Origin of the sequence: Stenotrophomonas sp. 24(2023), assembly GCF_030913365.1 — a bacterium.
In the GTDB taxonomy this organism is placed as follows: Bacteria; Pseudomonadota; Gammaproteobacteria; order Xanthomonadales; family Xanthomonadaceae; genus Stenotrophomonas.
In genome coordinates this window covers 4,052,266-4,070,736 of the sequence record NZ_CP133160.1, presented here as the reverse complement: position 1 = coordinate 4,070,736, position 18,471 = coordinate 4,052,266, and the positions used below count along the sequence as shown (strand labels likewise).

General features: G+C 68.2%; 17 protein-coding genes. 11 read left to right on the top strand and 6 right to left on the bottom strand.

Translation table 11 applies throughout. The features are described from left to right. Positions 1 to 153 precede the first annotated feature (153 nt). Together Q9R17_RS18575 and Q9R17_RS18570 are read left to right on the top strand one after the other, a co-directional pair. Complete coding sequence (locus Q9R17_RS18575) at positions 154 to 549, top strand: hypothetical protein (RefSeq protein WP_308156052.1); 396 nt, start codon at positions 154 to 156, stop codon at positions 547 to 549. Positions 550 to 782: 233 nt separating this feature from the next. Beyond that, complete coding sequence (locus Q9R17_RS18570) at positions 783 to 1,175, top strand: hypothetical protein (protein ID WP_308156051.1); 393 nt, start codon at positions 783 to 785, stop codon at positions 1,173 to 1,175. A 62-nt stretch (positions 1,176 to 1,237) separates the two neighbouring features. Here Q9R17_RS18570 and clpA read toward each other — a convergent pair whose 3' ends face one another. Both clpA and clpS read right to left on the bottom strand, forming a co-directional pair. Beyond that, a complete protein-coding gene (gene clpA / locus Q9R17_RS18565) occupies positions 1,238 to 3,520 on the bottom strand; it encodes an ATP-dependent Clp protease ATP-binding subunit ClpA (RefSeq protein WP_308156050.1) in 2,283 nt (760 codons plus the stop codon). Positions 3,521 to 3,909: 389 nt separating this feature from the next. Continuing rightward, positions 3,910 to 4,236, bottom strand: a complete 327-nt coding sequence (gene clpS, locus Q9R17_RS18560; RefSeq protein ID WP_308156049.1) for an ATP-dependent Clp protease adapter ClpS — start codon at positions 4,234 to 4,236, stop codon at positions 3,910 to 3,912. Positions 4,237 to 4,348: 112 nt separating this feature from the next. On the opposite strand from clpS, the gene Q9R17_RS18555 reads away from it, so the two are divergent. The 7 genes from Q9R17_RS18555 to Q9R17_RS18525 all read left to right on the top strand — a co-directional run bounded on the left by Q9R17_RS18555 (position 4,349) and on the right by Q9R17_RS18525 (position 9,413). Continuing rightward, positions 4,349 to 4,843: a hypothetical protein gene (locus Q9R17_RS18555; protein ID WP_308156048.1), complete on the top strand. Its 495-nt coding sequence runs from the start codon at positions 4,349 to 4,351 to the stop codon at positions 4,841 to 4,843. 1 nt (position 4,844) lies between these two features. Beyond that, on the top strand, positions 4,845 to 5,306 hold the full coding sequence (locus Q9R17_RS18550) for an NUDIX hydrolase (RefSeq protein WP_308156047.1): 462 nt from the start codon (positions 4,845 to 4,847) through the stop codon (positions 5,304 to 5,306). Then, positions 5,303 to 6,442, top strand: a complete 1,140-nt coding sequence (gene mnmA / locus Q9R17_RS18545; RefSeq protein WP_308156046.1) for a tRNA 2-thiouridine(34) synthase MnmA — start codon at positions 5,303 to 5,305, stop codon at positions 6,440 to 6,442. Before Q9R17_RS18550 ends, mnmA begins: the two co-directional genes overlap by 4 nt. Then, on the top strand, positions 6,439 to 7,053 hold the full coding sequence (gene hflD, locus Q9R17_RS18540; RefSeq protein ID WP_308156045.1) for a high frequency lysogenization protein HflD: 615 nt from the start codon (positions 6,439 to 6,441) through the stop codon (positions 7,051 to 7,053). Before mnmA ends, hflD begins: the two co-directional genes overlap by 4 nt. Before the next feature lie 180 nt (positions 7,054 to 7,233). Beyond that, the gene (locus Q9R17_RS18535; RefSeq protein WP_308156044.1) at positions 7,234 to 8,424 is read left to right on the top strand and encodes a methyl-accepting chemotaxis protein; all 1,191 of its coding nucleotides are present in this window, start codon (positions 7,234 to 7,236) and stop codon (positions 8,422 to 8,424) included. Between the two features lie 98 nt (positions 8,425 to 8,522). Further along, positions 8,523 to 8,738 carry a hypothetical protein gene (locus tag Q9R17_RS18530; protein WP_308156043.1) on the top strand — a complete coding sequence of 72 codons (216 nt, stop codon included), beginning with the start codon at positions 8,523 to 8,525 and terminating at the stop codon, positions 8,736 to 8,738. A gap of 147 nt (positions 8,739 to 8,885) precedes the next feature. After that, on the top strand, positions 8,886 to 9,413 hold the full coding sequence (locus Q9R17_RS18525; protein ID WP_308156042.1) for a hypothetical protein: 528 nt from the start codon (positions 8,886 to 8,888) through the stop codon (positions 9,411 to 9,413). A 202-nt stretch (positions 9,414 to 9,615) separates the two neighbouring features. Here Q9R17_RS18525 and Q9R17_RS18520 read toward each other — a convergent pair whose 3' ends face one another. Then, positions 9,616 to 12,393, bottom strand: coding sequence for a bifunctional diguanylate cyclase/phosphodiesterase (locus Q9R17_RS18520; RefSeq protein WP_308156041.1), 2,778 nt, complete (start codon positions 12,391 to 12,393; stop codon positions 9,616 to 9,618). A gap of 131 nt (positions 12,394 to 12,524) precedes the next feature. On the opposite strand from Q9R17_RS18520, the gene Q9R17_RS18515 reads away from it, so the two are divergent. After that, on the top strand, positions 12,525 to 14,633 hold the full coding sequence (locus tag Q9R17_RS18515; protein ID WP_308156040.1) for a PAS domain-containing sensor histidine kinase: 2,109 nt from the start codon (positions 12,525 to 12,527) through the stop codon (positions 14,631 to 14,633). 3 nt (positions 14,634 to 14,636) lie between these two features. Continuing rightward, positions 14,637 to 16,412 carry an EAL domain-containing protein gene (locus Q9R17_RS18510; RefSeq protein WP_308156039.1) on the top strand — a complete coding sequence of 592 codons (1,776 nt, stop codon included), beginning with the start codon at positions 14,637 to 14,639 and terminating at the stop codon, positions 16,410 to 16,412. Positions 16,413 to 16,478: 66 nt separating this feature from the next. Here the strand turns inward: Q9R17_RS18510 and Q9R17_RS18505 are convergent, their stop codons facing one another. The 3 genes from Q9R17_RS18505 to flgM form a co-directional block, all read right to left on the bottom strand. Continuing rightward, positions 16,479 to 17,699: an ATP-binding protein gene (locus Q9R17_RS18505; protein WP_308156038.1), complete on the bottom strand. Its 1,221-nt coding sequence runs from the start codon at positions 17,697 to 17,699 to the stop codon at positions 16,479 to 16,481. Positions 17,700 to 17,800: 101 nt separating this feature from the next. Then, complete coding sequence (locus Q9R17_RS18500) at positions 17,801 to 18,139, bottom strand: flagellar protein FlgN (protein WP_308156037.1); 339 nt, start codon at positions 18,137 to 18,139, stop codon at positions 17,801 to 17,803. Beyond that, positions 18,136 to 18,438 carry a flagellar biosynthesis anti-sigma factor FlgM gene (gene flgM, locus Q9R17_RS18495; protein ID WP_308156036.1) on the bottom strand — a complete coding sequence of 101 codons (303 nt, stop codon included), beginning with the start codon at positions 18,436 to 18,438 and terminating at the stop codon, positions 18,136 to 18,138. Before flgM ends, Q9R17_RS18500 begins: the two co-directional genes overlap by 4 nt. Positions 18,439 to 18,471: the final 33 nt, after the last annotated feature.

Here is an 18,471-nt window from a genome sequence, read left to right as displayed (position 1 = left end):
CCGGATTTCCCGACACCACCCTCCCCGGGCCGGAGGTCATCGTGACCTCAGGCACCGTGACATCGGTCAGCGGTGCTTGCGGCAGATTCGCCCTTGCCGTGGCGGGCGCAAGGTGGGATCCGATCCAATCCGGGTCGCCATTCCATCGCCGCCATGAACGCCCCCACCCTGCGTCATCTGCTGGCCTCGGGCCTGCTCGCCACGGCATTGCTGCAGGCCGGGCCTGCATCGGCCGCCACTCCCGCCCCCGCTGCGCCATCGGCCCAGCACTGCATCGCACTGGGCCAGGACCGGCAGATCGTCCGTGCCGGTGCCGACCGTGACCTGCTGCTGCGTGACGGCACCTCCCACTATCGCGTGCATTTCCAGAAGCGCTGCATCAGCGCCGCCACCTCGCATCACTTCACGTTCACCACCGCAGGCCAGGACGGGCAGCTGTGCGGTGGCGCGCGCAGCACCCTGCGCACCGACACCGGCCACTGCCCGATCGCCGCGATCGAACCGATCGACGCCGCCACCTTCAAGCGCCTTGCACTGCTGAAACACTGATGCCGGCGGCGCGCGCCGCCCGCACCTGCCGTGACGTTGCATGACGGGCCAGCCATGGCGGCTGGCCCGTGGTCGTTTACCGGCAGGCGTATGTCCTGCAGCCCTGCCAGAGGTCATCGTGACCGGTCACACCATGGCATCGGTCAGCCATCCTTGCGGCAGATTCCCGCACGCCGCGCGGCATGGATGCTGGATACCGGTCCACTCCGGATCGCAACACCCCCCTGATCGCCATGAAGATGACCGCATTCCATGCCCTGCTCGCCACCGCCCTAATCGCCTGCAGCCTGGGGCTGGCCGGGCTGGCCCAGGCCGCCGACAACGCCACGGCGCCGTCCAGCTGCGTACCGCTTGCCAGCGATCCGCAGATCGTACGGGCCGGCGACGATGCCAGCGTGCTGCTGCACTCGGACCAGGCGCATTACATCGTGCATTTCCGCGGCAGCTGCCCCTCAGTCGCGATCTCCCGGCAGACACAGTTCCAGACAGGCCGCGCACAGGCCACGCAACTGTGCGCCGATGGCAGCAGCCGCCTGAAGACCGACCGTGGCTCCTGCCCGGTGGCCCGCATTGAAGCCATCGATGCCGGACGGTTCGAGCGCGAAGTCCGTCGCCGCACCCGCTGAGGCCCGCACAGCACAAGGGCGGCCGAAGCCGCCCTTGTGGACACCGGCCGGCAGTGGCGGCCTTACTCCACGGTTGCCGGCAGCAACCGCTCCGGCTCGGCCTGGGTATCGATCACCAGTTCGTTGTCGCGCACATCGATGCTGACCTTGCCGCCATTGACCAGCTTGCCGAACAGCAGCTCGTCGGCCAGCGGGCGCTTGACCTTGTCCTGGATCACGCGGGCCATCGGGCGCGCGCCCATCAGCGGGTCGAAACCGTGATGGGCCAGCCAGTCGCGCGCGGTCGGCGTGGCCGACAGGCTGACGTGCTTGTCCTGCAGCAGCATCTCCAGCTCGATCAGGAACTTGTCCACCACACGCAGGATGTGCTCGAAGCCCAGCGCCTGGAACTGCACGACCGCATCGAGGCGGTTGCGGAATTCCGGGGTGAAGCTGCGGCGGATGGTCTCCATCGCGTCGGTGGCGTGGTCCTGCTTGGTGAAACCGATCGAGCGGCGGGCCGCCTGGGTCGCACCGGCATTGGTGGTCATCACCAGCACCACGTTCTTGAAGTTGGCTTCGCGGCCGTTGGTGTCGGTCAGCACGCCACGGTCCATGACCTGCAGCAGGATGTTGAAGATGTCCGGGTGCGCCTTCTCGATCTCGTCCAGCAGCAGCACGCAGTGCGGCGTCTTGACGATCTTCTCGGTCAGCAAGCCACCCTGGTCGAAGCCGACGTAGCCCGGAGGAGCACCGATCAGGCGGCTGATCGAATGCGGCTCCATGTACTCGGACATGTCGAAGCGGACCAGTTCGATGCCCAGCTGCAGTGCCAGCTGCTTGGTCACCTCGGTCTTGCCCACGCCGGTGGGGCCGGCGAACAGGAAGTTGCCGATCGGCTTTTCCGGATTGCCCAGGCCCGAACGGGCGAGCTTGATCGAGGACGCCAGCGATTCGATCGCCGGGTCCTGGCCGAAGATCACCATCTTCAGGTTGCGCTCCAGGTGCTGCAGCACATCCTTGTCGGTGGCGCTGACCTGCTTGGCCGGGATGCGCGCCATCTTGGCCACGATCGCCTCCACTTCCTCGACGTCGATCAGTTCCTTGCGCTGGCCCTCGGGCAGCAGGCGCTGGCGGGCACCGGCCTCGTCGATGACATCGATGGCCTTGTCCGGCAGCAGGCGGTCGCCGATGTGCTTGACCGACAGGTCCACGGCGGCCTGCAGCGCATCGTCGGCGTAGGTCACGCCGTGGTGGGCCTCGTACTTGGACTTCAGCCCCTGCAGGATCTGGTAGGTCTCACCCACCGTCGGCTCGACGATGTCGATCTTCTGGAAGCGGCGGGCCAGGGCGCGGTCCTTCTCGAAGATGCCGCGGTATTCCTGGAAGGTGGTCGAGCCGATGCAGCGCAGCTCGCCCGAGGCCAGGGCCGGCTTGATCAGGTTGGAGGCGTCCATGGTGCCGCCCGACGCCGAGCCGGCGCCGATGATGGTGTGGATCTCGTCGATGAACAGCACCGCGTTGGGCACCTTCTTCAGCGCGGTCAGCACGCCCTTCAGGCGCTTCTCGAAATCGCCCCGGTACTTGGTACCGGCCACCAGGGCGCCCAGGTCCAGCGAATAGATGACCGCATCGGCCAGCACGTCCGGCACGTCGCCTTCCACGATGCGGCGGGCCAGGCCTTCGGCGATGGCGGTCTTGCCCACGCCGGCCTCGCCCACGTACAGCGGGTTGTTCTTGCGGCGGCGGCACAGGACCTGGATGGTGCGCTCGATCTCATCGGCGCGGCCCACCAGGGGGTCGATCTTGCCGCTGCGGGCCTGGTCGTTGAGGTTGCTGGCGAATTCGGTCAGGGCGTCGCCCTTCGGCTCGCCCTCCCCGCCCTCGGCACGGCCCTCGCCTTCGGAGGCGGAGGGCTGCTCGCCTTCCTCGCCCTGCTTGGCGATGCCATGGGACAGATAATTGACCACGTCCAGCCGGGTCACATCCTGCTGGTTGAGGTAGTAGACCGCGTGGGAATCCTTCTCGCCGAAGATGGCCACCAGCACGTTGGCGCCGGTGACTTCCTTCTTGCCGGAAGACTGGACGTGGTAGACGGCCCGCTGCAGCACGCGCTGGAAGCCCAGCGTCGGCTGGGTGTCGCGGCCGTCATCTTCGGCCAGGCGGGACACGGAAGCCTCGATGGCCTGTTCCAGTTCCTGGCGCAGGCGTTCGGCATCGGCGCCGCAGGCCTTGAGCACGGCCTGGGCGGAAGGGTTGTCAAGCAGTGCCAGAAGCAGGTGTTCGACCGTCATGAACTCATGCCGGGCCTCACGGGCGCGCTTGTAGCACTGGCCGATGGTGTGTTCGAGGTCTTTGCTGAACATGGGGTACTCCGGCGGCAGTTGTGGAGAATATGCGGCCTGACGACGCGTTTTCCATCACCCTAGCGGATCGGCACGTTCAGATGGCGTTAGCAGATCGCCTCTGGCGTACGTCCTTGCTTCGCACACTACATCACCCATGGCCCAAACGTACCGGGGCCAAGGGCGGGCATGACGTGATGGTGGGCCGTCATACAGGCATCGGGCAGGCGCTCGGCGGCTGCCATGGATTGCCTGTGGAGATGCTGGCGGCATGGCCGCAGCCAAGGGTGCGGTTGCCGACATGGCTGGAACAGTGCGGATTGCCGGTGAAGAGGTGCCGGCCCGGGCCCGGACGAAACGCCCGGCCGGGCAACGGCCGCAGACCCCAGGGCCTCACGTCAGGCCTGGTTTCAGGCCTTTTCCATCGTGCACAGCAGCGGATGCTGGTTCATGCGCGAATATTCGTTGACCTGGGCGACCTTGGTCTCGGCCACCTCGCGGGTGAACACCCCGCAGACACCGCGGCCACGGGTGTGCACGTGAAGCATCACCTGGGTGGCCTTGTCCAGGTCCATGTTGAAGAACTGCTGCAGGACATCCACCACGAAATCCATCGGGGTGTAGTCGTCGTTGAGCAGCATGACCTGGTAGAACGGCGGCGGTGCGACCTCGGGACGGGCCGGGTCGAGCAGGACGCCATGGTCATGCTGTTGGTCTTGGGAAGGCTCGCGTGGCATCCGCCCATTATAGAGGCTGCGGCCGTCATGCGTGCCCGGGACGGGATTGGACGCCACGGTCGCCGGTCGTCACAATTGCCTCTTCCGACGACGCACGTTTCACAGGATCTTCATGAAAAGGACCCTTCTTCCTGCCCTGCTGACCGCCCTGGCCCTCGCCGGCACAGCCGGTGCGGCCACCACGCCGGCTGCCGACAAGGCGGTGGCCGACAAGGCCGTCGGCCGCCACCTGGACACGCTGGGCTACACCTACGACATCGACGAGGACGGCGACTACCGGCTGGTGTTCGACATGGAAGGGGACCGCAGCCAGATGGTCTACGTGCGTTCGGCGGTGGAGGATTTCGGCAGCCACACCATCCGCGAGGTCTGGTCGCCGGCCTACCAGGCCAGCACCCGGCAGTTCACCGCGCAGGTGGCCAACCGCCTGCTGGAGGATTCCCAGGACGCCAAGATGGGGGGCTGGGTGAAGCAGGACAAAGTGGCCATGTTCGTGGTGAAGATCGACGCCAATGCCAGTGCCGAGCAGCTGAGTGACGCCATCGACGCGGCCATCCGTACCGCCGATGCGATGGAACTGGAACTGACCAAGAAGGACGATTTCTGAGTTGAACGCCGTGCCGGACCCGCGCTGGGCACCTCACGCCACCGTTGCCACCGTGGTGGTCGACGGTGGCCGCGTGCTGCTGGTGGAGGAAACCATCGACGGGCGGGCCGTGCTGAACCAGCCGGCCGGCCATCTGGAGCCGGGTGAAAGCCTGGCCGCTGCCGCGCTGCGCGAGACCTGCGAGGAAACCGGCTGGACGGTTGAATTGACCGCCTTCATCGGCTGCTACCAGTGGACCGCCCCCGATGGCACGGCGTTCCTGCGGTTCTGCTATGCCGCCCGCCCGCTTTCGCACGATGCCACCCAGCCGCTGGATGCCGGCATCGACCGCGCCCTGTGGCTGGACCCGGCCGAACTGCAGGCCGCCGGCGAGCGCCTGCGCAGCCCGCTGGTCTGGCAGGTCGTGGCCGACTACCTGGCCGGCCAGCGCTTCCCGTTGCACCTGGTAAGGGAGATCGCATGAGCAGCCCCCGGATCATGGTGGGCGTGTCCGGGGGCGTGGACTCCTCCGTGGCCGCCTGGCGCCTGGTGCAGCAGGGCGAGGCCGTGGCCGGCCTGTTCATGCAGAACTGGGCCGACGACGGTAGCGGCGACTGCCGCGCTGAAGACGACCGCCGCGATGCGGTGGCCGTGTGCGGGCTGCTGGGCATCCCCTTCCACTTCCGCGATTTCTCCAGCGAGTACTGGCAGGGCGTGTTCGAGCACTTCCTGGCCGAGTACGCCGCCGGCCGCACCCCGAACCCGGACGTGCTGTGCAACCGCGAGGTGAAGTTCAAGCATTTCCTGGATGCCGCCCGCGAGCTGGGCGCCGAACGCATCGCCACCGGGCACTATGCCCGCGTGGCCAAGCGCGGCAGCCAATGGCTGCTGCTGCGCGGCGCCGACCGCTCCAAGGACCAGAGCTACTTCCTGCACCAGCTCGGCCAGGCCCAGCTGGCGGCCACCCTGTTCCCGATCGGCGACCTGGAAAAGAGCGACCTGCGGCGGATCGCCCGCGACGTCAGCCTGCCTACCCATGCCAAGAAGGATTCCACCGGCATCTGCTTCATCGGCGAGCGCGACTTCCGTGAGTTCCTCGGCCGCTACCTGCCCGCCCGCAGCGGCGAGATCCGCGACCCGGACGGGGCGCTGATCGCCGAGCACCCGGGCGTGTTCTATTTCACCCTGGGCCAGCGCGAAGGCCTGAACATCGGCGGCGTGCGTGGCCGCCCGGCCGCGCCGTGGTATGTGGTCGGCAAGGACGTGGGCAGCAACGTGCTGTACGTGGACCAGGACCGCGACAGCCCCTGGCTGCTGTCGGTGCAGCTGCGCTCGGAAACCGCCCACTGGATCGCCGGCGCGCCGCCGGCCCGCCGCTTCGACTGCACCGCGCAGACCCGTTACCGCCAGCCCGATGAACCCTGTACGGTGACGGTGCTGGACGATGGCACGGTCCATGTGCGCTTCGCCCGCCCCCAGCGGGCAGTCACCCCCGGTCAATCGCTGGTGCTGTATGACCAGGACATCTGCCTGGGCGGCGCCGTGATCGCCGCCACCGACGCGCCGCTGGAACAGCGCCTGCGCACCACTCCGTCTCCTTTCGAGGTAACTGCTGCATGAGTTTTACTGTCGACGACCGCGTTCTTGCCCTGGCCGGCATCGCCCAGGCCCTGCAGCAGGTGCGCCGCATCGCCGATACCGGCCATTCCGACGCCGCTGCTGTCCGCACCGCCGTGGACAGCGTGTTCCGCGTGGATGCGTCCTCGCCGCAGGCAGTGTTCGGCGACCCCCAGGCCCTGAAGGCCGGCCTGCGCCTGCTGCACAACTATTTCCGCAACCAGGGCCAGGACCCGGTGCTGCCACGGCTGGCACTGGCCGTGCTGCAGCTGGAGCGGCGGTTCGTCCGTGAGGCGGCCACCATCGACAAGGTCAGCAGCGGCATCGAGCGGGCCCAGCGCCAGGCCGGCGAACTGGGCGACAGCGCCCACCCGGACGTGCTGGCCAGCCTGGGCGGCCTGTATGCGGACACCATCAGCCACCTCAAGCCGCGGGTGATGGTGCAGGGCAACCCGCACTACCTGGGCCAGGCCGGCGTGGTGGCCGAGATCCGTGCCCTGCTGCTGGCGGCCGTGCGTGCGGCGGTGCTGTGGCGCCAGCTGGGCGGCAGCTACTGGGACTTCCTGATCGGCCGCCGGGCGATGGTCGAGGCCGTGGACCGCCTGCTGGCCTGACCTTCACGCCTGCCGGGGCATCGCCACCACACCCGGCGGACGGATGGACGCCGGGCCGGGCCGCGCCCCGCGCGGTACCGGTCCAGGCGCCGGAAATCCGGCGCATTCAGAAAGTGCATCGACGTTAAAGACAAGGGCGGCACGGCCGATACATCCTCCGTGCACCTCCCGAGAACGTCCATGTACTCACGCATTTTCATCCGTCTGGCCGCCCCCCTGGCCCTGACCCTGCTGCTTCCCTTCGCCATCGGCTTCGAATGGCCTGCTGCCCTGCGCTGGGCGGTCCTGACCACGATGACGCTGAGCTGGCTCGGTTTTGCCTGGTGGACGGTCCGCGCCCAGGCGCACCGGTCCCCCGAGCAGGCCCGCATGCTGCGCGAACAGGACCAGCTGCTGACCGAACTGCGCAACTTCGTCGGTAACGAAATCGACGGCTCGCGCGGTGAAGTCGAGCGTGCCCGCGACCTGATCCGCCATGCCGTGTCCAGCCTCGGTGGCAGCTTCGATGCGATGAACCGCAAGTCGCGCCAGCAGAACCAGGCGCTGGCCCGCATCATCGACCGTGCCGGCGACGACGGCACCGCCGGTGTGGACGTGGCCCGCTTTGCCCAGCACGCCAGCCACCAGATGGAACAGCTGGTCGAGGCGCTGGAGCAGGTCAGCGGCCAGAGCAGCACCACCGTGCAGCACATCGACCAGATGGCCCAGCACCTGGACGGCATCTTCGCGCTGCTGGAAGACGTCAAGTCGATTGCCGACCAGACCAACCTGCTGGCCCTCAACGCCGCCATCGAAGCCGCCCGTGCCGGTGAAGCCGGCCGCGGTTTCGCCGTGGTCGCCGACGAGGTGCGCAACCTGTCCGAGCGCTCGACCACCTTCAACGAGCAGATCCGCAAGCTGGCCCACAGCTCCAAGGACGCCATCGCCAAGGTGCGCGAGACCGTCTCGCACATGGCCTCGCGTGACATGGACCGCTCCCGCGAAGCCCGCCACGAAGCCGCCTCGATGCTCGACAACGTGGCGCAGATCAATGCCTCGCTCGGCGATGGCATGCGCGAAGTGTCCGAGTGCGCCCGCTCGATCGATGGCAGCGTGGCCGAGGCTGTGCGCGCCCTGCAGTTCGAAGACATCGCCACCCAGGCGCTGGGCGGCGTGCACACTCACCTGGACCGCCTGACCGCGATCAACCGCGAAGCCGTGGCCCTGCAGGAACTGCTGCACCGCAACGGCGGGGTGATGGACGAAGAGATCGCTACCGCCCTGCAGCGCACCGGCAGCCGCCTGCGCGAAATGCGCAGCGAATGGGAGCGCCCGCCGCACAAGCCGGTGACCCAGCAGAGCATGGCTGCGGGTGCGGTGGAACTGTTCTGATCCAGATGTCCACAGCCTGCCCAGGCAGCCTGCAAGGCCCCGCTCATTCCGGGGCCTTTGCCTGTACCCTGCCAGTGGACGCACCCGGCCCGCGCACCATGACCCTGATCCACGCCCTGCCCCCGATCGCTCCGAACGAACGCCCACGCAACCCGGGCGTGCGCGAGCAGCTGCAACGGCTGGAGGAGGTGGCGCGCGCGGAGATCCAGGAGCTGCAGCAACTGGCCGGCGCACGCCCGGCCCCACCGGCAACGGCCGCCGAGGTGCTCGGCATGGCCTGGGACCTGGGGCTGGATGGAGAAGCCCTGAAGTAGCGCCGCGCCCTGCGTGGATGATGTCCGGCAGCCCTACGGCTGCAGATGCGGGTTGCGGGCCTGTGCACCCATCCACGCATGGCGTGGATCTGCCAGGGCGACGCGCCCGCCATGGCATCATGCCCCGGTCCCGTTCATGGAAGACCGATGGCCATCGCCCTGATCGCATTGATGCTGATCGAATTGCTGCTGCTGTTCGCCTGGGCGCCGCTTTTCTTCCGCACCGGCATCGTGCTGTACAACCAGCGCATTGCCGCGTCCCTCGACGATCTGAAGCGGCTTTCGCTGGGCGGACTGGAATACGACCTGCCGACCGAAACGTGGGCGCGCCTGTCATTCCGCGCCCTGCCCGATGGCAGCGTGGCATTTCGTGAGAGCTTTGCGCTGGGGTATGGAGGGCGTTACTTCCCCTTGATGCACGGCCTGCTGCTGGTCGACAGACGACGCGGTGAAGTGCGGGTGGTCGGCCGCTGCAGCTGGTTCGCCCTGGTCCTGACCGTGTTGCTGCTGCCAATCATCCTGGTGCGCCCGATGGCGTGGCCGATGCTGGCGGTCCTGCTGGTGTTCTACATGGGCTACTCCATCCAGCGCCGACGCTATGCCAGGGTCGTGGAGGCAGTGCGCGCACGAGTGCGCAACGATGTTCCTTGGCAGTTCATGGACCCACGGCGGTAGGTCCACGCCATGCGTGGAGGGTCGCGAATGCCGTGCCAACCAAGGTTGGCACCTACCGGGCGACGCGGGCCCCGCCTTTGTAGAGCCACGCCATGCGTGGATGGGGTCGCGCACGGGGGCCTCCGTGCCGACCAACGGTCGGCACCTTGGCGTGCCAACCAAGGTTGGCACCTGCCCGGCACCCACCCGGCATCAATGCCAATCAGCGCACCAGCACCGCTTCGCCGCTGGCGTCGGTACGCATCGGTGCCGGATGCTGCTGGCGCAGGAACTGCGCCAGGTCGCGCGGGGTCAGCGGGCGAGAGTACAGATACCCCTGGATCTCATCGCAGCCCTGGCGGCGCAGCATGTCTTCTTCCTGCGCCGTTTCCACGCCTTCGGCGGTGACCTTCATGCCCAGCGCATGGCCCAGGTGCACGATGGCCTGGGTGACTTCAGCGGTGCCGGCATCATGCAGCATGCCCTGCACGAAGCTGCGATCGATCTTCAGCCGCCCTACCGGGAACCGGTTGAGGTAGTTGAGGTTGGAGAAACCAGTCCCGAAATCGTCCACCGCCAGCGGCACGCCGTGCCGTTCGAGTACGTCGAAGCAGTGGCGCAGCACGTCGGTGTCACGAATCAGCGCCGACTCGGTCAGTTCCAGTTCCAGGCGCTGCGGCGGCCAGCCATGGGCATGGCAGATCTCGATCACGCGCTCGGCAAAACCGCGGTCACGCAACTGCACGGCCGACACATTGACCGCAACACGGTCGAAGTACAGGCCGGCACGGTCCCAGGCGGCCGCCTGGCGGCAGGCCTCGCCCAGCACCCAATCACCGATGCGGACGATTTCACCGCATTTTTCCGCAATCGGGATGAATTCGGCCGGGCTGCAGTAGCCGATACCCGGCCGGTGCCAGCGCAACAGCGCTTCAATGGCCGGCGGCTGGCCCGGCGCGGCGTGCAGCAGCGGCTGGTACACCAGGCTGAATTCTTCGCGCTCGACCGCACCATGCAACCCGTGCTCGATCTCCAGCCGGCGCTGGATGCGCGCCAGCGCATCCTGGCTGTAGTACTGGTAGGTGTTGCGCCCGGCTTCCTTGGCCGCATACATGGCCGCATCGGCCGCGCGCAGCAGGGTCTCGAAGTCGGTCTGGTTGTCGCCCAGCATCGCGATGCCGACGCTGGCGCCGACCTTCAACGTGGTGTCGCCACGGCGAAGCGGCTCGGCCAGCGAGGCGATCAGCTTGCGCGCCACGTGACCTGCATCTTCCGGCTCGGCCAGATCGCGCAGCACCACGATGAACTCATCACCGCTGAAGCGGCCGAACAGGTCGTTGTTGCGTAGGTTCTGGTGCAGCCGTGCGGCGGCAGCCTTCAGCAGGGTATCGCCGGTGGCATGGCCGAAGCTGTCGTTGATGGTCTTGAAACCGTCGAGGTCGATGAACAGCATCGCCAGCGAGGTGCCGCGGTCGCGGGCTTCCTCGATCGCCTCGGCGGTCTGCTCGCGCAGCAGCATGCGGTTGGGCAGGCCGGTCAGCAGGTCATAGTGAGCCAGCAGTTCGATGCGTTCGTTGGCCTCGCGTTCGCGGGTGATGTCACGGAACAGCACCACGAACCGGGGCGGCAGGCCGTCGCGGCGGTCCAGTTCGACCAGCACCTGCACCCACACGCGGATACCGGACTGGCGGTAGAAGCACAGGTCCAGCTGTTCGGGCAGGCCGCCGCCACTGATGCGGGCCAGCGCCGCCTCGAACGCATCGCGCGAGTCCTGCGTGTACATCGACAGCGCCTGGTCCAGCGTGATCGGTTCCTTGCGCAGGCCGTGGATGCGGTAGCACTCCTCGGTCCACTGCATGTGACGGGTATCCACCTCGATCTCGCAGCCGCCGATGCGGCCCAGTGCCGATACACGGTTGAGCAGCTCGGTGCGCCAGCGGATCAGCGCATCGGTCTGGTGCTGTTCGGTGATGTTCTGCACCTGGCCAAGCAGGCGGTGCACCTGCCCATCGGTGTCCAGCAGGGGCTGCATCCACAGGCGCAGGTGATGGGTGGCCTCGCCTTCGCGGCCCAGTTCCAGTTCCAGCACCGCGGCACGACCATCGCGCCAGAGGCGGCGCCAGGCCGCACGCAGCGCGCCGCGCGAACGCGGATGCAGCTGCTTGAGCCAGCGCCGCTCGCCGGGCACGATGCCCGGATGCAGGGCGAACAGGGCGCGCAGTTCCGGCGACCACCAGAAGCGGCGGCTGCCCGGGTCGAACGCCCAGCTGCCCATCGCGGCGATGCGCTGTGCTTCGCTCAGGTGCAGCTGCTGTTCCTGCAGCAGTGATTCCAGCTGCTTCTGCTGCTCAATGTCGGTATGGGTGCCGACCACGCGCAGCGGCTGGCCGTCAGCGGTCCGGGCCACCACCCGGCCACGGTCGAGTACCCAGCGGTACTGGCCGTCGGCCTGGCGGAAACGGAACTGTGCACTGTATTGCGGCAGCTGGCCGGCCAGGTGTGCGTCCAGCGCCTGCCGGGTCGCCGGCAGGTCATCCGGATGCACGCGGGCGAACAGTGCCCCGGCGGTATCGGCACTGGTGCCGCCATCGTCCACCAGCACCGGCGTGCGGTGCACGCGGTCACTGGGAATATCCCAGTCCCACAGGCCATGACCTGCGCTGTCCAGGGCCAGTGCCCAGCGTCCGCCGGCATCGTCCGGCACCGGTTCGGGCACGCTCAGGGTGAAGGCCAGCAGCTGGCCATTGCCATCGTGCACGGCACGCAGATGCCCATCGAAATGCCCGCGCGGCCCACCGGGCAGCGTACAGGCCACGATGCCGCCGTCGGCGGCCAGCAGGCGCAGGTCTTCCAGCATCGGCGCATAGGCGGCCAGCGTCGCGGGCAGGCCATGTTCGCGTGCGGCCGGATTGGCCGCCAGCGGTCGCCCGTCCCGGTCGACGATGACCAGGGCCGAGGCGAGCGGATGCTGCAACAGGCTGGCGATGATCCCTTGGTCCACGCGGGTTGACTCCGAATACGCACCCGACAGCGGGGCACGCATTCGTTAACGGCGAGCGCGGCGGATAATTGAGACATCCGTACGCCCGGTGCGCGGTAAGATGGCCGGCGCCCTCCCCGACGGCCCCGTCCATGCCCGCAGACCCGACCGGCATCGCCCCTTCCCCTGCCCCCGACCCGCGGATGGCGCAGGCGCTGGGCCGCGACCGGCGGCGGGTGGTGCTCAGTTACCTGGCCCTGGCCCTGGCCTGGATGCTGGCCAGCGACAGTGCGGTGCAGCTGCTGGTGGGCGACCCGCACCAGGCCCTGATGTGGCACAACGCCAAGGGCATGGTGTTCGCCCTGGCCAGCGCGGCCCTGCTGTACCTGCTGCTGCGGCCGCTGGCCGACCACGTGCTGCGCACCCATGCGCGGCTGCAGGCGTCCGAATCGCGGCTGCGGCAGATGTTCGAAGGCAACCCCGGCCCGATCCTGGTGTACGACCTGCATGCGTTGTCGATCCTGGACGCCAACCCCGCCGCGTGCGCCACCTTCGGCTGGAACCGTGACGAACTGCTGGCCCGGACCATCGACATCCTCTGGCCGCCCGGCCAGGACGCCAGCCTGCAGGCCAAGCTGGACGTGCTGCGCGAAGCCCCCGAACAGCTGTGCGTGCTGCGCGCCCAGCTGCAGCTCAAGGACGGCACCCTGCGGCAGATGGAGCTGCGCTCCAATGCCATCGACTATGACGGCCGCCAGGCGCGCCTGCTGATCGCCATCGACCGTACCAGCGAGGACCTGGCCCAGCTGCGCCGCGACCAGGCGCTGGCCCGCGTGGAAGAGGCCCATGAGCTGGCCCGCATCGGCGCCTGGGAACTGGACCCGGCCACGGGGCTGGGCCGCTTTTCCAGCCAGGTCTACCGCCTGCTGGGCCGTCGCCCGCCGGAGGCCCGGCGCTGGCACCGGTTCGACGAGCTGCTGGTGGCGGCCGACCCCGGCACCGCGGTGCAGACCGAGCACCTGCTGGACGAACTGTATGGTGGCGGCCATGTCCAGGTGGACGTGCTGCTGCCGCTGCTGGCCATGGACGGGCGGGCCCTGATGGTGCACCTGCGCGCGGAAAGCGGCGTGGACGAGGCCGGCCGGCCCCGCATCCTGGGAACCCTGCAGGATGTGACCGAACGCGAGCAGTCGCGTCGGCTGCTGCGCGAACGCGAGGAACAGTTCCGTGAACTGGTACGGGTGCTGCCTGACGGCGTGGTGATCCTGTCCGAGGAACACGTGCTGTACGCCAACGCCTGGGCGGCAGGCCTGTTCGGCTATGGCAGCCACACCCTGCTGGGCGAGCCGCTGGCCGAACTGGTGGCCGCCGAGGACCTGCCACGGGTACGCGCCCAGCTGCGGGCCGGGCAGCCCCAGCATGGGCCGGGCCACAGCAGCGTGGTGGCGATGCGACGGCTCGATGGCCGCCGCTTCCAGGCCGGGCTGGCCGTCGGCGAGGTGCGTTACGGCGGCCGCGACTGCAAGCTGCTGATCGTGCGTGACCTGAGCGAATCCGAGCGCACGCGCAGCGCGCTGGAAACCAGCAACCGCGAACTGCAGGCCATGGCCGGGCGGCTGTTCTCGCTGCAGGAGGACGAGCGCCGGGCGATTTCGCGCGACCTGCACGATGACATCGGCCAGGCCATCACCGCGATGAAACTGTCCGCCTACGCGGCGCTGGACGATGACGATGCGGTGCGCCGCCGCGAGGACATCGGCCAGATCATCGCCCTGGCCGATACCACCGTGGCCAAGCTGCGCGATATTTCCACGCTGCTGCGCCCGCCCCAGCTGGATGCGCTGGGGCTGGAAGCCGCATTGAGCTGGCAGGCACGCGTGCTGTTCCGTTCTTCGCCGATCGAACTGCTGGCCGACATCGATGACCTGCCCACGCGCCCGGACAGCAGCATCGAGCAGGCCTGCTTCCGCATCGCCCAGGAAAGCTTGACCAATGCCCTGCGCCATGCCCGTGCCAGCCAGGTACAGCTGCAGCTGCGCGACGTGGATGCGCGCGGCCTGCACCTGCAGATCCGCGATGATGGCGAAGGCTTCGACCCGGAAGGCCCGCGCGGGCTGGGCCTGATCGTGATGCGCGAACGCGCGCAGAGCGTCGGCGGCCAGGTCCGCATTGAATCCGCGCACGGCGCCGGCACCCTGGTCGACGTGCACCTTCCCTACCAGGCCACGCCCGTGGCCGCCCCCGATACGACGGAACACTGAACCATGTGGAACACCAACCTGCCCCTGGTCAGCATCGACGACGCGCCCGACCGGCTGGGCGCCGGCAACCCCGAACTGCAGGCCATGGTGGCCGAAGCCGCCTCGGGGGGCACGCCGTTGATGATGATGCATGTGGACATCGACCACTTCGCGTCGGTCAACGAGAACATGAGTGCCGAGGTGGGTGACCAGGCACTGGTGCTGGTGGCCCAGCGCCTGCAGTCGCACCTGCGCGGCCGCGGCAAGCTGTGGCGGCACGGCAGCGACGAGTTCCTGATCGCGGTGCCGCGCACCGAGGATGTGCCGTTGCCGGAGGACTTCGCCGAAGAAATCCGCCAGCAGCTGGAGCTGCCGCTGTCGGTGCTGCCATACACGCTGTTCATGACCGGCAAGCTGGGCGTGAGCCTGTGCCCGGAACATGCCAGCAGCGCCTCGCGCCTGCTCGACCACGCCGAGGACGCGCTGTACCAGGCCGCGCGCGAGGGGGGCAACGCGGTGCGCATCCACGCGGTGGATACCCCGCCCAGCGCGCACAGCGAAAGCATCATCGCCCGCCAGATCATCGACGCCATTCCCAACGGCGAACTGAAGCTGCGCTACCAGCCGCTGGTCAGCGCCCGCGACGGCCACGTGGTGGGCATGGAAGCGCTGCTGCGCTGGCAGTCGCCCACCCTGGGCATGCTGGTGCCCGAACGCTTCATGCGTACCGCCGAACGGCTGGGCATCATCGTGCAGATCGGCACCTGGGTGCTGGAGGGGGCACTGAAGCAGGCCCGTCTGTGGCGCGACCAGGGCTTCGATGATTTCACCATTGCCGTCAACGTCTCGACGCTGCAGCTGCTGCGGCCGAACTTCTTCGCCGAAGTGATGTCGCTGCTGCAGGCCGCCGGCGTGCCGGCGCACATGCTGACGCTGGAAATCAACGAAAGCGCGCTGACCAACAACGTCAACTTCGTCCATGAGACCCTGGCCAACCTGCGCAATGAAGGCATCAGCCTGAGCCTGGACAACTTCGGCACCGGCGATTCCAGCCTGAGCGCGCTGGTGCGCTACCCGGTGGACAAGCTGAAGATCGACCGCAGCTTCATCAAGAGCGCGCCCGCCGGCAACCGCGAGGCGGCCATCGCCCGCGCGATCATCGCCATGGGCCACCAGCTGGGCATGACGGTGATCGCCAACGGCGTGGAATCGCAGGCCCAGCTGGGCTTCCTGCGCCGCAACGACTGCGACGTGTTCCAGGGCTACCTGTTCGGCGAACCGATGTCGGCCGATGCCGCCGGCATGACCCTGCGCCGCCGCTACCTGCGCCCGGAAGCCTTCGCCGAAACCCGCCCGGACCGTACCCTGCTGCTGCTGGACGACGAGGAAAACGTGCTGCGCTCGCTGGTGCGCCTGTTCCGCCGCGATGGCTACCGCATCCTGGCCGCCGGCAACGTGCGCGATGCGTTCGACCTGCTGGCCATCAATGATGTGCAGGTGATCCTGTCCGACCAGCGCATGAGCGACATGAGCGGCACCGAGTTCCTGGGCCGGGTGAAAATGCTGTACCCGGACACGATCCGCCTGGTGCTGTCCGGCTATACCGATCTGAACACGGTGACCGATGCGATCAACCGCGGTGCGATCTACCGGTTCCTGACCAAGCCGTGGAACGATGACGAGCTGCGCAAGCACATCCACCAGGCCTTCCGCACGTACGAGGAACAGCGGCGCAGCAACGCCGGGCCGGCGGCGGTGGAATCCGGCGAAGGTGGCGAGGACCGCCCGCCGCTGCGCTGAAGGGCGCGGCGGTGGAACCGGCCGATCAGGCCCGGCCGGTTCATCGGGCTCATCGCGCTGCCGGTGTTACCTCGGCTGCTTCACCGGCAGCACCACGCGGAAGCGCGAGCCGACGCCGGGGGTGCTGTCCAGGTCGATGCGGCCGTGGTGCTTGTTGATGATGCTGTAGGAAATGGACAGGCCCAGCCCGGTGCCACTGCCGACCGGCTTGGTGGTGAAGAACGGATCGAAGATGCGCTGGCGCAGCTCCGGCGAGATGCCGCCACCGGTGTCTTCAAACTCCACCCACACCGTGTCGCCATCCACGCCGGTGCGCACGGTGATGGTGCCGCGCTCGGCGATGGCATGGCCGGCGTTGAGCAGCAGGTTCATGTAGACCTGGTTGAGCTCGGACGGCAGGCATTCCACCAGCGGCAGCTGGCCGTAGTCGCGGTGCAGGGTGACCTTGTACTTGAGCTCGTTCCAGATGATGTTGATGGTCGATTCCAGGCCCGCATGCAGGTCGACCAGCTTCCAGGATTCATCACGGCCGGAATACGAGAAGTCCTTCAGGTCGCGCACGATGCGGGTGACGCGCTCGATGCCTTCACGGGATTCGGCCATCAGCTGCGGCAGGTCGCGGCTGATGAAGTCGATGTCCAGGCGGTCGCGGATGTCGTCGATCTCCGGGATCAGCGCCTTCGGGTCGGGGGCGCGCAGCGCACGCTCGTAGGCCTCGATGACGGTGAACAGGCTGCGCAGGTATTCCTGCAGGCTGCCCAGGTTGGAGTGCACGTAGCCGATGGGGTTGTTGATTTCATGCGCCACGCCCGCGGCAAGCTGGCCGATGGAGGCCATCTTCTCCGACTGCAGCAGTTTTTCCTGGGTACCGTTCAGGCGCAGGTAGGCCTGGCGCAGCTCGGCATGGCGCTGCTGCAGTTCGCGTTCGTAGTCTTCCTGGCCCTCGATGTGGCGGAACAGCGCCAGGAAGTAGCCCTGCCCCGCCGGGCCATGGTGGTACAGGTGGGCGATGACCACCCCTTCACCCAGCGGCAGGCTGCCGTTCCAATGGCCCTGCTGGCGGGCGTGTTCCAGTGCATCCGGTGGCAGCAGTTCGCGCAGCCGCTGCGGTGCGGGCAGGCGGCTGCCCGCATCACCGGCCAGCAGGCTTTCGGCCGCCGGGTTGGCCAGTGCGACCTCTCCATCCTCGGTGAACAGCAGCAGGCCTTCGCGCAGGCGCGCGAGCAGCCCCTGCAGGACGGCAGGCGGTGGCAGGGGGGCGGTAACGAGAGCGTTGGCAGCGGACACGGCGTATCGGGGCGGTGAAACAGGTGCCCAATATACGCGCAAAGCAGTGGTGGCCACGACCGCAGCCCGCACAGCGGGCTGTCATCGCGTGGCGGGACGGGTCAGGCCACCGCGAGCGGGCGGCGCGCCGTCACGTTATGGGCCTGGCCCTTGGCATCGTAGGCGGCAGCATCCTCGCTGCGGCCCAGCTGGCGCAGGGCCCAGTTGACCTCGCGGCGGCGGCGCGCCAGCAGCACGCCGTTGGCGCGGTTGCGTTCGGCCAGGATCTGCAGCTGTTCGCCCTCGCCCATCGGCGGCGCGCCCTCCAGCACCCGCAGGGCCTCCAGCTTGGCGCTGGTGGCACGGATCAGGGCGTGCACGTCATGCTCGACCAGCGCCTGGCGTTCCACGTCTAGGGCGTCGCTCAGGCGCTGCAGCGGCTCGCTCATCGCCGCGGTCATCCGTGCAGCTGCTGGTCCAGTTCAAGCATGCGCGATGCGATCGCGTCCGGATTGATCTTGTAGGTGCCGTTCTGCAGCGCATCGCGCACGGCCTGGACGCGGTTGGCGTCGATGGCCGGGGCGGTGCTCAGGTTGCGCTCGAGGGCCTGCAGCTGGGTCGCTTCACCGGTCAGGCGCAGGCTGTCGGCCGCCTCGACCGGGCGCGCCGGGCCTTCGCCGGCGGTGCCGGGCTTGGCGGCCGGGGCCAGGCTGCGCAGGGCCTGGGGAACCTGCAGATTGCCGTCGATTTTCTGGCTCATGGGGTGTCCTGGGGTTACCGTTCACAAGGGATA

Bases quoted from the DNA above. Each gene is read 5' to 3' on its own strand.
- Q9R17_RS18515 (WP_308156040.1), top strand. From the start codon at position 12,525: ATGCCCGCAGACCCGACCGGCATCGCCCCTTCCCCTGCCCCCGACCCG.
- Q9R17_RS18555 (WP_308156048.1), top strand. From the start codon at position 4,349: ATGAAAAGGACCCTTCTTCCTGCCCTGCTGACCGCCCTGGCCCTCGCC.
- hflD (WP_308156045.1), top strand. From the start codon at position 6,439: ATGAGTTTTACTGTCGACGACCGCGTTCTTGCCCTGGCCGGCATCGCC.
- mnmA (WP_308156046.1), top strand. From the start codon at position 5,303: ATGAGCAGCCCCCGGATCATGGTGGGCGTGTCCGGGGGCGTGGACTCC.
- clpS (WP_308156049.1), bottom strand. From the start codon at position 4,236: ATGCCACGCGAGCCTTCCCAAGACCAACAGCATGACCATGGCGTCCTG.
- Q9R17_RS18570 (WP_308156051.1), top strand. From the start codon at position 783: ATGAAGATGACCGCATTCCATGCCCTGCTCGCCACCGCCCTAATCGCC.
- Q9R17_RS18500 (WP_308156037.1), bottom strand. From the start codon at position 18,139: ATGACCGCGGCGATGAGCGAGCCGCTGCAGCGCCTGAGCGACGCCCTA.
- Q9R17_RS18575 (WP_308156052.1), top strand. From the start codon at position 154: ATGAACGCCCCCACCCTGCGTCATCTGCTGGCCTCGGGCCTGCTCGCC.
- Q9R17_RS18510 (WP_308156039.1), top strand. From the start codon at position 14,637: ATGTGGAACACCAACCTGCCCCTGGTCAGCATCGACGACGCGCCCGAC.
- clpA (WP_308156050.1), bottom strand. From the start codon at position 3,520: ATGTTCAGCAAAGACCTCGAACACACCATCGGCCAGTGCTACAAGCGC.
- Q9R17_RS18530 (WP_308156043.1), top strand. From the start codon at position 8,523: ATGACCCTGATCCACGCCCTGCCCCCGATCGCTCCGAACGAACGCCCA.
- Q9R17_RS18535 (WP_308156044.1), top strand. From the start codon at position 7,234: ATGTACTCACGCATTTTCATCCGTCTGGCCGCCCCCCTGGCCCTGACC.
- flgM (WP_308156036.1), bottom strand. From the start codon at position 18,438: ATGAGCCAGAAAATCGACGGCAATCTGCAGGTTCCCCAGGCCCTGCGC.
- Q9R17_RS18525 (WP_308156042.1), top strand. From the start codon at position 8,886: ATGGCCATCGCCCTGATCGCATTGATGCTGATCGAATTGCTGCTGCTG.